Annotated in this window: 10 protein-coding genes; 4 read left to right on the top strand and 6 right to left on the bottom strand. The window is 71.6% G+C overall.

Annotation, left to right across the window (positions count from 1 at the left end; translation table 11 throughout):
- The first annotated feature begins 41 nt into the window (after positions 1-41).
- Together BLS56_RS13260 and BLS56_RS13255 are read left to right on the top strand one after the other, a co-directional pair.
- Positions 42-3,467 (top strand): indolepyruvate ferredoxin oxidoreductase family protein, encoded by a 3,426-nt coding sequence (locus BLS56_RS13260; protein WP_091450314.1) that lies wholly within the window; start codon positions 42-44, stop codon positions 3,465-3,467.
- 290 nt (positions 3,468-3,757) lie between these two features.
- Positions 3,758-4,864 carry an AI-2E family transporter gene (locus BLS56_RS13255; RefSeq protein WP_228771601.1) on the top strand — a complete coding sequence of 369 codons (1,107 nt, stop codon included), beginning with the start codon at positions 3,758-3,760 and terminating at the stop codon, positions 4,862-4,864.
- Here the strand turns inward: BLS56_RS13255 and BLS56_RS13250 are convergent.
- Complete coding sequence (locus tag BLS56_RS13250) at positions 4,861-5,796, bottom strand: PfkB family carbohydrate kinase (RefSeq protein ID WP_091450312.1); 936 nt, start codon at positions 5,794-5,796, stop codon at positions 4,861-4,863. The two genes, BLS56_RS13255 and BLS56_RS13250, sit on opposite strands and share 4 nt — an antisense overlap.
- Before the next feature lie 302 nt (positions 5,797-6,098).
- On the opposite strand from BLS56_RS13250, the gene BLS56_RS13245 reads away from it, so the two are divergent.
- Positions 6,099-8,198, top strand: a complete 2,100-nt coding sequence (locus tag BLS56_RS13245; RefSeq protein ID WP_324187519.1) for an NB-ARC domain-containing protein — start codon at positions 6,099-6,101, stop codon at positions 8,196-8,198.
- Positions 8,199-8,219: 21 nt separating this feature from the next.
- Here BLS56_RS13245 and BLS56_RS13240 read toward each other — a convergent pair whose 3' ends face one another.
- From BLS56_RS13240 to BLS56_RS13230, 3 genes are read right to left on the bottom strand one after another with little or no spacing between them, the layout of a single operon-like run.
- The gene (locus BLS56_RS13240; RefSeq protein WP_091450310.1) at positions 8,220-9,149 is read right to left on the bottom strand and encodes a carbohydrate kinase family protein; all 930 of its coding nucleotides are present in this window, start codon (positions 9,147-9,149) and stop codon (positions 8,220-8,222) included.
- Positions 9,140-9,463, bottom strand: coding sequence for a hypothetical protein (locus BLS56_RS13235; RefSeq protein ID WP_091450309.1), 324 nt, complete (start codon positions 9,461-9,463; stop codon positions 9,140-9,142). Before BLS56_RS13235 ends, BLS56_RS13240 begins: the two co-directional genes overlap by 10 nt.
- Complete coding sequence (locus BLS56_RS13230) at positions 9,456-10,676, bottom strand: hypothetical protein (protein WP_091450308.1); 1,221 nt, start codon at positions 10,674-10,676, stop codon at positions 9,456-9,458. Before BLS56_RS13230 ends, BLS56_RS13235 begins: the two co-directional genes overlap by 8 nt.
- 196 nt (positions 10,677-10,872) lie before the next feature.
- On the opposite strand from BLS56_RS13230, the gene BLS56_RS13225 reads away from it, so the two are divergent.
- The gene (locus BLS56_RS13225; protein WP_091450307.1) at positions 10,873-13,848 is read left to right on the top strand and encodes an AfsR/SARP family transcriptional regulator; all 2,976 of its coding nucleotides are present in this window, start codon (positions 10,873-10,875) and stop codon (positions 13,846-13,848) included.
- Between the two features lies 1 nt (position 13,849).
- Here the strand turns inward: BLS56_RS13225 and BLS56_RS31385 are convergent, their stop codons facing one another.
- Complete coding sequence (locus BLS56_RS31385) at positions 13,850-14,002, bottom strand: hypothetical protein (RefSeq protein ID WP_175482803.1); 153 nt, start codon at positions 14,000-14,002, stop codon at positions 13,850-13,852.
- A gap of 134 nt (positions 14,003-14,136) precedes the next feature.
- Positions 14,137-15,009, bottom strand: a complete 873-nt coding sequence (locus BLS56_RS13220; RefSeq protein ID WP_091450306.1) for an exodeoxyribonuclease III — start codon at positions 15,007-15,009, stop codon at positions 14,137-14,139.
- Positions 15,010-15,019 lie beyond the last annotated feature (10 nt).

Here is a 15,019-nt window from a genome sequence, read left to right as displayed (position 1 = left end):
TTCCCCACGGCGCGCGGCGCGGACCGAAAGGTGTGAGATCGATGAGCGAGTCGCTGGCCGACTACCAGCCCGCCGAGGTCCTGCGCAGGGTCGACGGGCCCGGCGCGCTCACCGGTGTGCAGGCGCTCGGCAGACTCCTCGTCGACCAGCACCGGGCGGACCAGGCTCGGGGGTGGCGCACGGCGGGGCTCGTGTCGGGGTACCGGGGGTCGCCGCTGGCGGGGTTGGACCAGGTGCTGGACCGGCACGCCGGGTTGCTCGCCGAGCATGGCATCGAGTTCATTCCCGGGGTCAACGAGGAACTGGCCGCGACGGTCGTCTACGGCTCCCAGCTCGCGCCGCAGCTTCCCCGGGCGCGGTTCGAGGGCGTGTTCGGGCTTTGGTACGGCAAGGCGCCCGGGGTGGACCGGTCGGCGGACGCCATCAAGCACGGCACCTGGATGGGGACGACACCGCGGGGCGGGGTGCTGGTGGTCGCCGGGGACGACCCGGCCAGCAAGTCGTCGTCGCTGCCGTCGAACTCGACCATGGCGCTGGCCGAGTGCCACCTGCCGGTGTTGGCGCCCGTGGACGTGGCCGACGTGCTGCGGCTGGGGCGGTTCGGGTTCGAGATGTCGCGGTTCAGCGGGGCGTGGGCCGGGTTCACCATCGTGACGAACATCGGGGACGCCTACGAGGCCGTCGACCTCGGCGCGGTCCCGGAGATCGTGACCCCGCGGTTCGAGTGGGACGGTCGCCCGTGGACGCCGACGCACCGGCCCGGGGTGGGCATCCCCGAGGGGCTGGCGCTGGAACGCGAGGTGCTGGAAGGCAGGCTCGCGGCGGCGGTCGCGTTCGGCGCGGCCAACGGGCTCAACCGGATCGAGGGCGCGGTGTCCGACGCGCGCCTGGGGATCGTGGCGTCCGGGCACACCTACGCCTGCCTGCGGGACGCGCTCGACCGGCTCGGGCTGACCGAGGACGCGCTGGTCCGCCGCGGTGTGCGGGTGCTGCGGCTGGGCATGGTCCACCCGCTCGACCGCGACCTGCTGGCCCGGTTCGCCGACGGCCTGGACGACCTGGTTGTCGTCGAGGACAAGCGGCCGTTCATCGAGGCGCAGGTGAAGGAAGCGCTGTTCGACCAGGCCGTGCGGCCGCGGGTCCACGGCAAACGCGGGCCAGACGGCAAGACGCTCGTCCCGGTCGACGGCGCGCTGGACGCCGACCGGCTCGTCGTCGCGCTCGGCCGGTTCCTCGCCGACCGGATCGGCCGCGAGCACGTCGACCTGCGCCATCCCGCGCTGCGGCCGCGGCTGCCCGCGTTGACGCTGACACCGGTCAACCGCACCCCGTTCTTCTGCTCCGGCTGCCCGCACAACCGGTCCACCGAGGTCCCCGACGGCTCCATCGCGGGCGCGGGCATCGGCTGCCACACCATGACCACGTTCATGGACCGCAGCGCGGGCTTCTCGCAGATGGGCGGGGAGGGCATGAGCTGGGTCGGCGCGGAGCGGTTCAGCGACACCGAGCACCTGTTCCAGAACCTCGGCGACGGCACGTTCTTCCACTCCGGCAGCCTCGCGATCCGCCAGGCGGTCGCGGCGGGCACCACGATCACGTTCAAGCTGCTCTACAACGCGGCGGTCGCGATGACCGGCGGGCAGCACGCGGACGGCTCGATCGACCCGGCCGCGGTCACCGACCTGCTGCGCGCCGAGGGCGTCGCGAAAACCGTCGTGGTCACCGACGATCCGCGAAAGTACCGGCGCGGCACGAAATGGGCGCGGGGAACGCGGGTGCGCCACCGCGACGACCTCGACGCCGTGCAGCGGGAACTGCGCGCGACGCCCGGGGTCACGGTGATCCTCTACGACCAGGAGTGCGCGGCCGAGAAACGCCGCAAGCGCAAACGCGGACTCGCCCCGGAACCGGCGAAACTGGTGCATATCAACGAATCCGTGTGCGAGGGCTGCGGGGACTGCGGCCGCAAGTCGAACTGCCTGAGCGTCGAGCCGGTCGACACCGAGTTCGGCCGCAAGACCCGCATCGACCAGACCTCTTGCAACAAGGACTACTCCTGCCTGCTCGGCGACTGCCCGTCGTTCCTGACGGTGATCCCTGGCAAGGGAGGCAAGAGGAAACTCGCCAGCGACCCGCTTCCCGCCGACCTGCCCGAGCCCGATTCCCTGCCCGCGTCGGCGAATCTGGTGATGGTCGGCATCGGCGGCACCGGGGTGGTCACCACGAACCAGGTGCTCGCCACGGCCGCGCTGCTCAGCGGCCTCGACGCGCGGGCGCTCGACCAGACCGGGCTGAGCCAGAAGGCGGGGGCGGTGGTGTCGCATCTGCGCGTCACACCTTCGCCCAGGGCGGTTCCCGGGCTGGTGCCCGCCGGGATGGCCGACGGGTACCTCGCGTTCGACGCGCTGGCCGCGGCGAACGAGACCACTCTGTCCCGGTGCGACAGCGCGCGGACAGTGGCGGTCGTGTCGACGTCCGAGGTGCCGACCGGGCAGATGGTTGTCGACCCTGGCGTGTCCTACCCGGACGGCTTGGTCAGCCGGATCTCCGCGCGGACGGCCCGGGTGCGGGCGTTCGACGCGCTCGATCTGGCGGAACGGCTGCTCGGTGGCACTGCTGCGGCGAACTTCCTGGTCGTCGGGGCGGCTTACCAGCTGGGCGTGCTGCCGATGCCCGCGGCGGCCATCGAGCGTGCGATCGAACTCAACGGCGTTGGTGTGAGCGCGACGATCCAGGCGTTCCGGGCCGGGCGGAAGGCTGTTCTTGAGCCGGGGTGGTTGGCTGACGCGCCCTCACCCGCCCCTGCGCCGTCGCCGATGGTGACCGGGTTCAGCGGGGAACTGCGGCGGCTGCTGGATATTCGGGTGCCGCAGCTGGTGGCCTATCAGAACGCGGCTTACGCGCAGCGGTATGTGGATGTCGTGTCCACTGTGGCCGAAGCCGAGCGGGCCGCCGGGCTGCCGGGGCGGGTCGCGGAGGCTGTGGCGCGGAATCTGTTCAAGCTGATGGCCTACAAGGACGAGTACGAGGTCGCCCGGTTGCACCTGGACCCCGCGCTGCGGGCTGAGATCGAGTCGCGGCATGGGGTTGGCGCTGTTCTGGGGTATCAGCTGCATCCGCCGGTGCTGCGGGCGCTGGGGTGGCGTCGGAAAATCACTCTGAAGCGGTCCGCTCGGGTGGTTTTCGGGGTGCTGCGGGGGTTGCGCCTGCTGCGGGGGACGCCGTTCGATCCGTTCGGGCGGGCTCGGGTGCGCAAGGTTGAGCGTGCCCTGGTGGCGGAGTATGTGGAACTGGTGGCGCGGCTGGTGCGGTCGTTGGATCGGTATGAGCTGGCGGTGGAGATCGCTGAGTTGCCGGATCTTGTGCGGGGGTATGAAGAGGTGAAGTTGGCTTCGGTTGAGGTTTATCGGGGGCGGCTTGCCGAGGCTTTGGCCCGGTTGGAGCATCGGGAGTCTGCTGCTGCTTGATCGCTTGGCTCTGTGGGGGTTCTGGTGGGTTGCTCGATAGGGTGCAACCAGCGAGCACTGGGCGGCGCTGGTTCTGCCTGGCAGATGCTCGGGTTGGCCGCACCGCTCCCGTCGAGCATCGGGCGGGCGCTGGGTTGGTGAGGGGCGGGTGCCCTCCTGCGCCCATCGGGCGCTGGGCGGGCGTTGGTGCTGACTGGCAGTGCTCGGGTATGTCCTGGCGGGGGCTCTCAGGGGCCTGAGGGTGACCAAGGGGACGTTTCGGAGCGGGGCGCGGGGTTACCCGGGGCAGTGTGACCACTCCTCCAGAGCCCGCCGGGGCGCGGGTCGATGTCGGGCGTGTGCTGCGGAGCCTTGCCGCGTGGTCGTTGCGGCTGTTGCTCATCGCCGGGGCGGTGTGGTTGGTGGTGACCGTCGTGGGGCGGTTGTCGGTGGTCACGGTTCCGTTCGGGGTTGCGGTGCTGCTGGCCGCCCTGTTCGGGCCGCCCGCGCGGTGGCTGGTCGGGCGTGGGGTGCCGAGGGGGTTGGCCACGGCGGGGGTGGTGGTCGGCGGGCTGGCCGTGGTGGGTGGGCTGCTGTGGTTCGTGGTGCGGTCGGTCGTGGCGGGGATGCCCGCGCTGGGGAACAGCCTGGGAGAGAGCTACGGGCGGTTGCGGGACTGGGCCGCGGGGACGCTGGGGCTGGACGCCGACGAGTTGAACCGGCTCGCAGGCCAGGCCAAGGGGTGGGTGACGGGGCAGAAGGACTCGCTGGTCAGCGGGGTGTGGGGGGCGTTCTCCACGGTCGGGTCCGTGTTGACCGGGGTGGTTCTGACGCTGTTCATCCTGGTGATGCTCGTGCATGACGGGCCCCGGTTGTGGGCCGGTCTGATCCGGCCGTTCGCCCCTCAGCGGCATCGGCTGGCTGAGGCGGGGCGGCGGGTGTTCGGCGAGCTCAGCGCCTACGCCCGGGCGACGGTGGCGATCGCGGTGATCGACGCGGTTGGCATCGGGGTGGGGCTGTGGGCCACGGGGGTGCCGCTGGTCGTGCCGCTGGCGGCGGTGGTGTTCCTCGGCGCGTTCGTCCCGCTGGTGGGGGCGTTCGTGTCCGGACTGCTGGCGGTGGCGGTGGCCCTGGTCAGCCAGGGTCCGGTGGTCGCGGTGATCGTGGCGCTGATCGTGATCGGGGTGCAGCAACTGGAGGGCAACGTCCTGGAACCGCTGCTGATGGGCAACGCGGTGCGCCTGCACGCGCTGGTCGTCGTGCTGGCCGTCGCGATCGGCGTGCACCTGGCCGGGGTGGCGGGGGCGCTGCTGGCCGTGCCCCTGGTCGCGGCGGTTCGGACGGCCACGGTGACGCTGCTCGAAGCCCCGGCGTCTAGCGAGGACAGCGAGGACAGCGAGGATGAGGTGGCCACTTAGGACGACATGGCCAGGTCGAGGCGGGCCAGGTTGGTGCGCAGCACCTGCGGCGTCAGCTCCGGCCTGCCACCCGGCCGCCCGACGGTGGCGCCGGACGCGGCCACCGCGAGCCGCGCCGCCGCGCGGGGGTCGGCGCCGCGCAGCAGCGCCCAGGTCATCGCGGCGACGAACGAGTCGCCGCCACCGGTGGTGTCCACGGCGTCGCCGACCAGGGGCAGCGCCAAGTGCCCGCCCGACCAGACGAACACGTTGCCCACCCCGTCCACGGCCAGCGCGACCAGGGACGGCCCCTCGGCCAACAGCGCCCGGCCCGCGCGCCGGGCCGCGTCGACGCTGTCGAGGCGCACGCCGGTCAGCGCCTCGCCTTCGCGGTGGTCGGCCCGCAGGACGTCGGCCGCGGCCAGCAGACCCTTCCGGCACGCGTCCTCCGGCGGCGCCCCGTCGAGCACGACCCGGCGGCCCGCCGCCTTGGCCAGCCGCACCGCGGCGTGCACCGCGGCGGCAGGCTGCTGCAACTGCACCACCACGGTGGACGCGGCCGTCAGCATCGGCTCGGCGTCGACCACGTCCGCCTCGGTCAGCAGCACGTGCTCGGGCAGGTCCTCCAGGTAGCGCCAACCGCCGTCCTCGGTGAGCACCTCGGTGATCAGCCCGGTCTCGACGCCGGGCCGCCGCGCCACCGCCGCCGTGTCCACCCCGTCGGCTGCCGCCTTCGCGATCAGCTGCCCACCCACCTCGTCGTCACCGACGACCCCGACCAGCCCGACGGACGCGCCAAGCTGCGCGAGCGCCACGGCGATGTTGGCGCCCTTGCCGCCCAGCATCTCCCGCCGCCGCCGAACCGGCGTCGTGCCGCCTACCGAGGGGACCTCGGGCACGACGAGCACGAGGTCCCGCGCGATCTGCCCCAGCACAACGACGTCCACCACCATGGCCTACCCCGCTCCTACCGGCCGAAACGACCGCGGGCGGGGGAGCACTCCAGTGGATGAGGTGGTTAGCCCGGCCGAATGGGCCACCCCGACACGGCCAGTAGCGGCAACCCGAATTCGTCCGCGATACCACTCTTGCGTTTCGTGAAGATGTGCTCCGACGCACTGCCCGTCACTTATTGGAGTGCGCTAACCGAGAGTCTCCCGATGGTACGGAATACAGGTGAACAAATTCCCATTCAACACTGGGATCAGCCGACTTGCCGTACGCTCAGCTGCGAGAACACCGTCGAGGGGGCTCGGTGGAACCACCAGACAGGGACAACCACCACACGGACAATGCGATCTCGGGCACCTCAACCGGTTCAGTGGTGCAGGCTGCCAACATCCACGGCGACGTATACTTCGCCAACGCGACGCCACCCGGTGGGCGTATCGTCCCCCGGCAGTTGCACTCACCACCAGAACATTTCACTAATCGCAACCGCGAACTGGGTGAATTGTCCCTCGCGGTCCGAAATTCGTCGCGATCCGGACCCTGTGTGGTGGTGCTGCGCGGAGCGGGCGGGGTCGGCAAGACCGCGTTGGCGCTGCGGTGGCTCGCGCAAATCGGCGACCGGTTTCCGGCCGGGCAGCTGTACGCCGAACTGACGCAGGCAGGCGGGCAGCCGGTGCCCGTGGAGGACGTGCTGGGCGGCTTCCTGCGGGCGCTGGGCGTGCAGCCCGAGCACGTCCCGGTGACGCTGGCCGAGCGGGCCACGCTGTTCCGGTCCCTGACCGCGACCAAGCCGCTCGCGGTGCTGCTGGACGACGTGTGCTCGTCCGCGCAGGTGCGCGCGCTGCTTCCCGGGTCGCCGGAGAGCGTCGTGGTCGCCACGAGCAGGCGGCCGCTGGTCGCGTTGATGGCGAGCGGGGCGGTCGCGGTGCCGGTGAACCCGCTGGAGGTGGCGAGCTCGGTGGACCTGCTCGCGAGCTACCTGGGCGCCGAGCGGGTGCGCGACGAGCAGGAGCACGCGGAGGCCCTGGCGGACCTGTGCGGCGGCCTGCCGATCGCGCTGTGCGTGTCGGCGGCGCTGATCCTGTCGAGGCCGCGCCGGTCCCTGGGGTGGATGGTGGAGCGCCTGCGCGACGAACACCGCAGATTGGACGTGCTGTCAGTGGAAGACGACTACTCCGTGCGGGCCGCGTTCGACCTGGCGTACCGGGACCTGCCCGAGCCCGCGGCCGCCGCCTACCGCGCGCTGGGGCTGCACCCGGGCGCGCTGGTCAGCCCGGAACTCGTCGCCGCGGCGACCGGCCTCGACCTCGACCGGGCGGCGGAGGCCATCGACGACCTGCTCGACGCCAGCCTGCTGGACGAGCCGGACGACGGCTGGCACCGCCTGCACAACCTGGTCCGGGTGCACGCCAGGGTGCTGGGCGCCGCGCGGGACGACGCCACCGACGTCCTGCGCCGCATCGTGGACTGGCACGTCGCCGCGACCCGCGCGGCGAGCCGCACGGTCATGCCCGCCCGCCCCCGGCTGCCGTGGGACCGCGACACCGAGGCCCTGCACCCGCCGCAGGTGCGCGAGCACCGGTCGGCGCTGGACTGGCTGGAGCAGGTGCGCGGCGACCTCGTGCTGGTCATGCGGGCGGCGTTCGAGCGGCGCTGGTTCGACACCGTCACCGGTCTCGGTTACGCGATGCTGCCGCTGTTCATCCTGCACAAACACCACGTCGAGGCCGTCGAGGTGCTTGAACTCGCCCTCGACGCGGCCATCGAGTCCGGTGACGCGGCCGTGGAGAACAAGATGCGCAAGCGGCTGGCGCGCACGCTCACCGAACTCGGCGAGTACGACCAGGCCGAGCACCACATCGGGGAGACGCTGCGGGCCGCCCGTGATCGCGGCGACCGGGCGGCGGAGTCCAGCGCGCGCAAGAGCCTGGCGATGCTGCACCGGGCGCGCGGCAGGCATGTGGACGTGATCGCCGAGTTCGAGGCGGCCCTGGCGACCATGCGCCAAGGGACCGCGCCGCGCGCGGTCGGGCTGCTGTTGACCGAGTTGGGCAAGGCCTGCGTCGCCGCAGGCCAAGTGGAGCGGGCGGTCGAGCACCTCGCGGAGGCGCGGGCGGTCCTGTCCGGGCTGCCCGACGCCGACCCGTACAACCACGCGCGCGTCACGCTCGAACTCGGGCGGGCCCGGCTCCGGCTCGGCGAGCACACGGCCGCGGGCGACCTGCTGCGGTCCGCGTTGGTCACGTTGGCCGCGCAGGATGCCGAATACGAGACCGCGCAAGCCCACCGGGCCTTGGCCCAATGGTCCCGAGTGGTGGCGGACCCCGACGGAGAGCGGCGGCACATCGAGGAAGCCGAGGCCATTCTGGACCGGTTGGGCCTGGGTCCGGCCGCCCCGTCCTGACAACGGGGCGGCCGGACCTGGTCACCGCACGCGCCGGACCAGCGGCAGCCCGTGCGCGGCGCGCACCTCGGCCAGTCCCGCGGCGCTCGGCTGCCGCGGCTGGTCCGGCCCGCCGCCGATGGCCCACCCCGCGGTCAGCACCGCGTGCCGCAGCGCCGACACCGGGTCGCCGCTCTCGGCGTAGTGGTGCGCCAGCGACCCGACGAGCGTGTCGCCCGCGCCGCTGACGTACCGGACGCCGCGCGGTGTGCCGGCGGCGACGTGCCACACCTGGCTGCCGGTCCGCACGCCCAGCAGCGCGCCGTCCGCGCCGCGGCCGACGACCACGAGGTCTGCGCCGTAGCGGGACCACATGGCCTCGATCCAGGCCACCGGGCCGTGCGGCAGCGCCTCGTGCGAGCAGACCAGCACGTGCGCCGCGGCCATCCACTCCCGGTTGTGCGCGCTGTCCTCGGCGTCGACCACATGCAGGTCCGTCACGAACGGGATGCCGCGCTCGGCGGCGACCCGGATCAGCGGCCTGGTGAATCCGATGTTGGTCAGCACGGCCAAATCGCACCCGTCCCCGACCAGCGCCGCGAACACCTCGGCCGGGTAGCGCAGCGCGGGGGTGTCCCGCAGGTCGCTGGTGCCGGACCGGGTGCCCGCCTTGTCGTAGAGCACCATCGCCCGGGGCTGGGTGGCGCACACCTGGACCCCTGGGCCGTAGAAACCCTCCTCTCGCAGGCATTGCGCGGCCGCCAGGCCCAGCGGGTCCGCGCCGACGTAGGTCGCCAGGGCGACCTGGGAGCCGAGCGCCGCCGCGGTCCTCGCGACGATCATGCCGGTGCCGGACAGTCGCATGTCGAGTCCGTTGGGGAGCCGCCTGCTGGAGATCAGCGGCACCGGGAACTCCTCGACGGCACAGGACATCCGGATGTTGACCACACCCGCCACCGCGATCACGGGCATGTGGACACCTCCGTCAGGACCGTCTGGCAGAAGAACCGCACAGCGTTCTCCGTGGCGTCCTCGCTCAGCCCACCGCTCAGGATCATCCACTCTGGACGTCCTTTGTGGATCATTACGGCGACGAGACACCAGTGTCCGCCGACATGCCGGGCGGCCGCGGCGAAGCAGCCCGGGTACTCCGCGAAGACCCGGAGAATCCAGGCCAGCGCGGCGACCGGATCGGTGTGCTCGCCCAGCAGCACATCCGCGCTCTGCCGGGCCGCGCGGTCGGCGCCGCGCCAGCGCACCAGGACCGGGTCGGCGGCCTCACGCATGACGTCGCCCCCCGATTCCCAAGTCCGGCGCCGGAATCGGGTCCGGACGCCGGTGCTTGCCCGGAATGGGCAGCCGCAGGAGCTGGTACAGCTTCTCCCGCAGCACCCGGTGCGACTGGCCCGGCCGCGAGGTGAGCCGGGCGGCGACCGCGGCGCGCAGCGAGCCGTCGAGCCGCTTGGCCGCCCGGCGCAGCTGCGGCTCCGCGCGCTGGCCTGGTTTCCACCTCGGCGCCTTGTCCGCCAGCAACGCTTGCGGCGAACCGGGATCGAGGTCGCGCTCGGGGCTGTCGGCCGCCAGCACCGAGCGCCCGATCGCCGCGGCGTAGACGCTGGTCGACCCGTGGTCGCCGATGACGTGGTCGGCAGCGATCACCGCGGGCCGCCAGTCGACCTCGGGCTCGACCAGGATCAGCCCCCGCGCCATCGGCCGCTCCAGCCAGGCGCGCAGCTGCCGCTTGCCGTGGCCGCCCCAGACCGCGGGGTGGATCGTCGCGGCCACCTGGAACCGCTTGGGGTCCAGCTCCCGCTGCAACCTGGCGAACAGCGGCAGATCCCGGCCCACCAGCGAAGTCCGCCCCCACGTCGAGGCGACCAGCACCAACTCGCGGCCACGCCGCACGCCCAGCGCGCGCCGGTAGCGCTCGCGCGACTTCGCGCTGAGCACCATGCGGTCGTAGCAGGGGTCGCCCGCCACGAGCGCCGCGTCGATGGCGGGCGGGCACTGCTCGGCGAGCACGTCGCGCTGCTCGTCGTGGGACAGCACCAGCACCGACGGCAGCACCCGCCCGTCGCGGAGCAGCCGCTGCGCGTCAAGCCCGTACACCGGGCCGTTCTCCCCGCCGATTCCGTTGGCCCGCTTGCCATATCCCGCCCCGTGCGGCAGCAGCACCAGCGGCCCGTGCAGCTGGTCGACACCGCCGTAGGCCGCCGCGATGGCGAGGTCGAACCGCTCCCGAACCGCCTGCGCCCAAGGGATCTCCAACGCCCCGATCGACCGCAGGAACCCACTCACCCCCGCCCCGAACACATCCGGCGCCCGGGTGTAGACCACCTGCACGCGCGGGTCCGACTCCACCAAATCCACCACGTCGAGCAACCGCTGGCCCGCGACCAGGGTGTGCACCGCGACAACCACCTTGCGGCACTCGGCCCTGGTCACCCACCGGTCCGCGTCCATGCCGATCGGCACGGCCGCCCACTCAGGTTCATACATCTTCCGCCCCTCCCCGACGTAACCCTCCGGCGAAGACGCTGGCCCATCGACCGGACAGTCGGCTTGCAGTCCGGTTGCAGTCGACAGAACACCAGGAGTAACGATTCAGTAACGGGCGCGGAAGGTCTTGTTCGGCTGATCACAGGCGGGTCACACTCGATATCCCGAGTGATTCCTGCCAAGGGGGGAAGTATCGGTGGAATTTCGCATCCTTGGGCCGATCAGGCTATTCGTGGACGGTCAGTCGCGGAATTTAGGGCACCGCAAGCCCCGGGCACTGCTGGCCCTGTTGTTGTTGAACCCCAACAAAAGAGTCAGCACCGACCTGCTGATCGAGAACCTCTGGGATGACGACCGGCCACCCGACGCCCGCAAGACCCTGCGGACATATGCCGCCCGCGCGCGGAACGCGCTCATCCGTTCACGTTCACCCGCCGACCTGAAGACCGTCGACGGCGGGTATCTAATCGAGGTGTACGCGCAGCTTATCGACTACCACCGGTTCACTTCGCTGGTGAACCGGGGCCACACCGCCGTCCGCAAGGGCGACCACATCGCGGCCGCTACGCACTTCGACCAGGCTGTCTCCCTGTGGCGCGGCAAACCCTTGGCGGACCTGGACACCGCCCGCGGCCGCGAAACGGCCGACTCGCTGATCGACAACGACTTGCTCCCGGCCCACCACGGGTTGTTCGACGCGAAGCTGCACTTGGGCGAGCACGAGTTCGTCCTGCACCGCCTGCGGTCCCTGCGCACCGAGCACCGCCACGACGAGACCTTCGCCATCCAGTGGATGCGCGCGCTGCACGGGTCAGGCCGCGCGGGCCAGGTCACCACCTTCTACCGGGGCTTCGTGAAACGGATCGAGCAGGAGCTTGGCGTGCCGCCGAGCGCGACTCTGGAAGGCTGGTACCGCAAGCTTTCCAGCCCAGAACCCGCGGCCAGGGCGCGAGCGCTCACCGTGGCCCCGCCGCGGCAGCCACCGCACTTCACCGGCCGCGAAGAGCTGTTGCGCCTGCTGGACAAGGCGATCGCGGGCGGCGAGGAAGTCGTCATCGTCGACGGACCGGCCGGGGTCGGCAAGACCGCGCTGCTGCAGCACTGGGCGCGCGCCCGCCAAGGCCGGTTCCCCGACGGCGTGCTGTACGCGGACCTGCAAGGCTATTCGCGGTCGACGCCGGTCGAACCGGACATCGTGCTGGCCACCTTCCTGCGCGAACTCGGTGTCCCGCAAGACCGACTGCCGCACGGCGTCGCCGACCGCGGCGCGCTGCTGCGCCACGTCATCGGGAGGAAACGGCTGATCTTCCTCCTGGACAACGTCCGCGACAGCGACCACGCGGCTCCCCTGCTCGGCGCGATTAGCGGGGTCCCGGTGGTGATCTCCAGCAGGCAAGTCCTGACCAAGCTGCTCCAGGACGGCGCGCACCGAATCATCCTGCCGCCGCTGACCGCCGTCGAGGCGCGCCTGCTGTTGCGCAAGCTGCTCGGCTCCCGGGTCGACGCCGAACCCGCCGCAGCGGCGGAATTCGCCGATCTCACCGGCGGTCTCCCGCTCGCGCTGTGCATCGTCGGCCTGCACGCCGGAACCCGGCCGTCGGTGTCGCTGCGCGACCTCGCCGAGGAACTGCGCCACGAGCACCGCATCCTGGACGCGGGCGGCTACGGCGATGACGCCACCACGACGCTGCGGGCGGCGTTCACCTGGTCGTTCGACGCCCTCAGCGAGGACGCGCGGCGGCTGTTCAGCCTGTTGGGCCTGCACCCGCGTCCCCAGTTCAGCGAGTTCATCGCCCGGGTGATCGGCGGCCTCGACCAGGCCGCCACCGCGGGCGCGCTGGACCGGCTCATCGGTGCCCACCTCGTCCAGCAGGAGCAGGCGGGCCGGTACTCGATCCACGACCTGCTGCACGTCTTCGCGGGCCAACGCGCCCCGGATTGGGGCGCGGAGACCCAAAAAGCGCGACGCCGAATGCTCGACGGGTACCTGCGGAACGCGCGGGTCGCCCGCAGCACGGCCACCCCGGACAACCACGACGTCTCACCGCTGCCCACCGCCGAACCGATCGACCCGATGACGTTCGCGACCGACACCGACGCGCTGCGCTGGTTCATCGAGGAACGCGCCAACCTCATCGCGATGACCAGGCTGGCGTCGGTCACCGGCCATCCCGAGCACGCGTGGCGCCTGGCGGCCTGCGTCCACGACATCCTCATCCGGCTGATGGATCTCACGGATGCCGTGCAGGTCAACGGGATCGGTCTGACCACGGCCATCGCGGTCGGCGACCGCACCGGTCAGGCGGGGCTGCTGAACAACCTCGCGCACATCTACCTCAAGCTGCGTTTCCCCGAGCAGGCGGCCGACTGCGCCACCCGGGCCCATCGGCTGTTCGAAGCCAGCGGGGACACCTACGGCGAAGGGGTGGCGCTGCACAACCTCGCCACCTCCCATTTAGACCGCCTGGATGCGATGACCGCCATCGACTACTACCGGCGCAGCCTGGACCTGTTCACCAATTTGGACAAAGAGTGGGCCGAGGCCAATGTGCACAACAAACTGGGGAACGCGCACCGGCTCATAAACGAGTACGGAGAGGCCATGTCTCAGTACCATTTGGCCCTGGCTATCCGACAAAAAATCGGTGACCATCGCGGCATCGGTGAGGTGATCACCTCGCTCGCGCGGTTGCACCTGGAAAACCACGAGCCCGCCACCGCGGTGGCCTACGCCACGAAGGCGCTGGACCTGCACCGGCGCACCATGAACAGGTCCGGGACCGCGGAGACGCTGTGCGTGCTGGCCGAAGCGTATTTGCGCGACCGGGACAGCAGGGCGGCGAACGCCGCGAGCGCGGCTGTCGAGGCGTACTCCGAGCTGGGCGAACGCCGTGGCCGGGCCTGGGCGCTGGAACTGCTCGGCCGGGCGCACGACGAGGCGGGCGAATGGGACCTCGCCGCGTCCGCGTGGCAGCTAGCCGCCGAACTGTTGGCGGCACTGGGGAACGCGAAGTCCACAATGGTCGCCCGCTGGGCCAGGGACGCGGCGAACCGCGCCGGGAAACCGATTCCCGGGCCGCGTTCAGGACGCGAGCACCTGCCCGAGAGTCACTTCGACGAGTCCGCGGACCGGACGGCGCCGCTGCGCCTGCGGCCGAGGGACCAGGGGTGACTCAGCCCATGCCGTACCAGGCGATGACGCCCATGCCGTACCAGTCGGACACGTACCAGGCCGCCACCAACGCGACACCGTAGATCGCTGCCCCGCCCTTGAAGGACGAGACAGTCTGTGACAGGGCGCGGATCACGCGCCGGGTGTTGATCATGGATGGGAATCCTAGGCGTGGCTCCTACCAAGGAGTCACGGGGGGTGCCGGATTCCGGAAGATCGGCATCTCGGGAACAATCAGGGAGACTTGGGATCCAGCAGAACAGTCTATTTCAAACACTTGTGTCCGGCTCAGCGGGACTGCGGCAGCTTGGCCGTGCCGCGCTTGGGTGAGCGGGCTGATGGCGGGGGCACGACCGGGCCGATGTCGCCGTCCGGGGCCTCGTCCAGGTCGACTATCACCGGGGCGTGGTCGCTGGGGCCGGTGCCCTTGCGGGCGTGGCGGTCGACCCACGCGGCGCGTACCCGGGCCGCGACCGGGGTGGCGGCCAGCACCAGGTCGATGCGCATCCCCAGGTCCTTGTGGAACATTCCGGCCCGATAGTCCCAGTAGGTGAAGACCCGCTCGTCCGGCCAGCGGTCGCGCACGATGTCGCGCAGGCCTAGGGCCTGGAGGGCGGCGAGGGCGGCGCGCTCGGGTGGGGTGACGTGCGTGTGGCCCACGTAGGCGGCCGGGTCGAAGACGTCGGCGTCGGCGGGGGCGATGTTGACGTCGCCGCACACCAGCGCCTCGGTGGGTCCGTCGCGCACCTGGTCGCGGAGGGCGGCCAGCCAGGCGAGTTTGTACTGGTAGTGCTCGGAATCCGGGGTGCGGCCGTTGGGCACGTACACCGAGTGCACCCGGACCCCGCCGCACGTCGCCGACACCGCCCGCGCCTCCGGCCGAGGGAAACCCGGCGCGCCGGGGACGCCCCGGACGACGTCGTCCAGCCCCGCCCGGGACAGGATCGCCACGCCGTTCCACTGCACCTCGCCGTGGCTGGCGAACCGGTAGCCGCGGGCGTCGAGTTCCGCGCCGAGCAGGTCGGCGAACGCGTCGTCGGCGAGTTTGGTCTCCTGTAGGCAGACGACGTCCGGCTGCCGCTGGTCCAGCCACGGCAGCAGCCGCGGCACCCGCTGCTTGACCGAGTTCACGTTCCACGTCGCCACCCGCACCCGACCCACGGTAGCCGCG

Origin of the sequence: Actinokineospora iranica (assembly GCF_900101685.1) — a bacterium.
In the GTDB taxonomy this organism is placed as follows: Bacteria; Actinomycetota; Actinomycetes; order Mycobacteriales; family Pseudonocardiaceae; genus Actinokineospora; species Actinokineospora iranica.
This window is presented reverse-complemented; position numbering and strand designations above follow the sequence as displayed.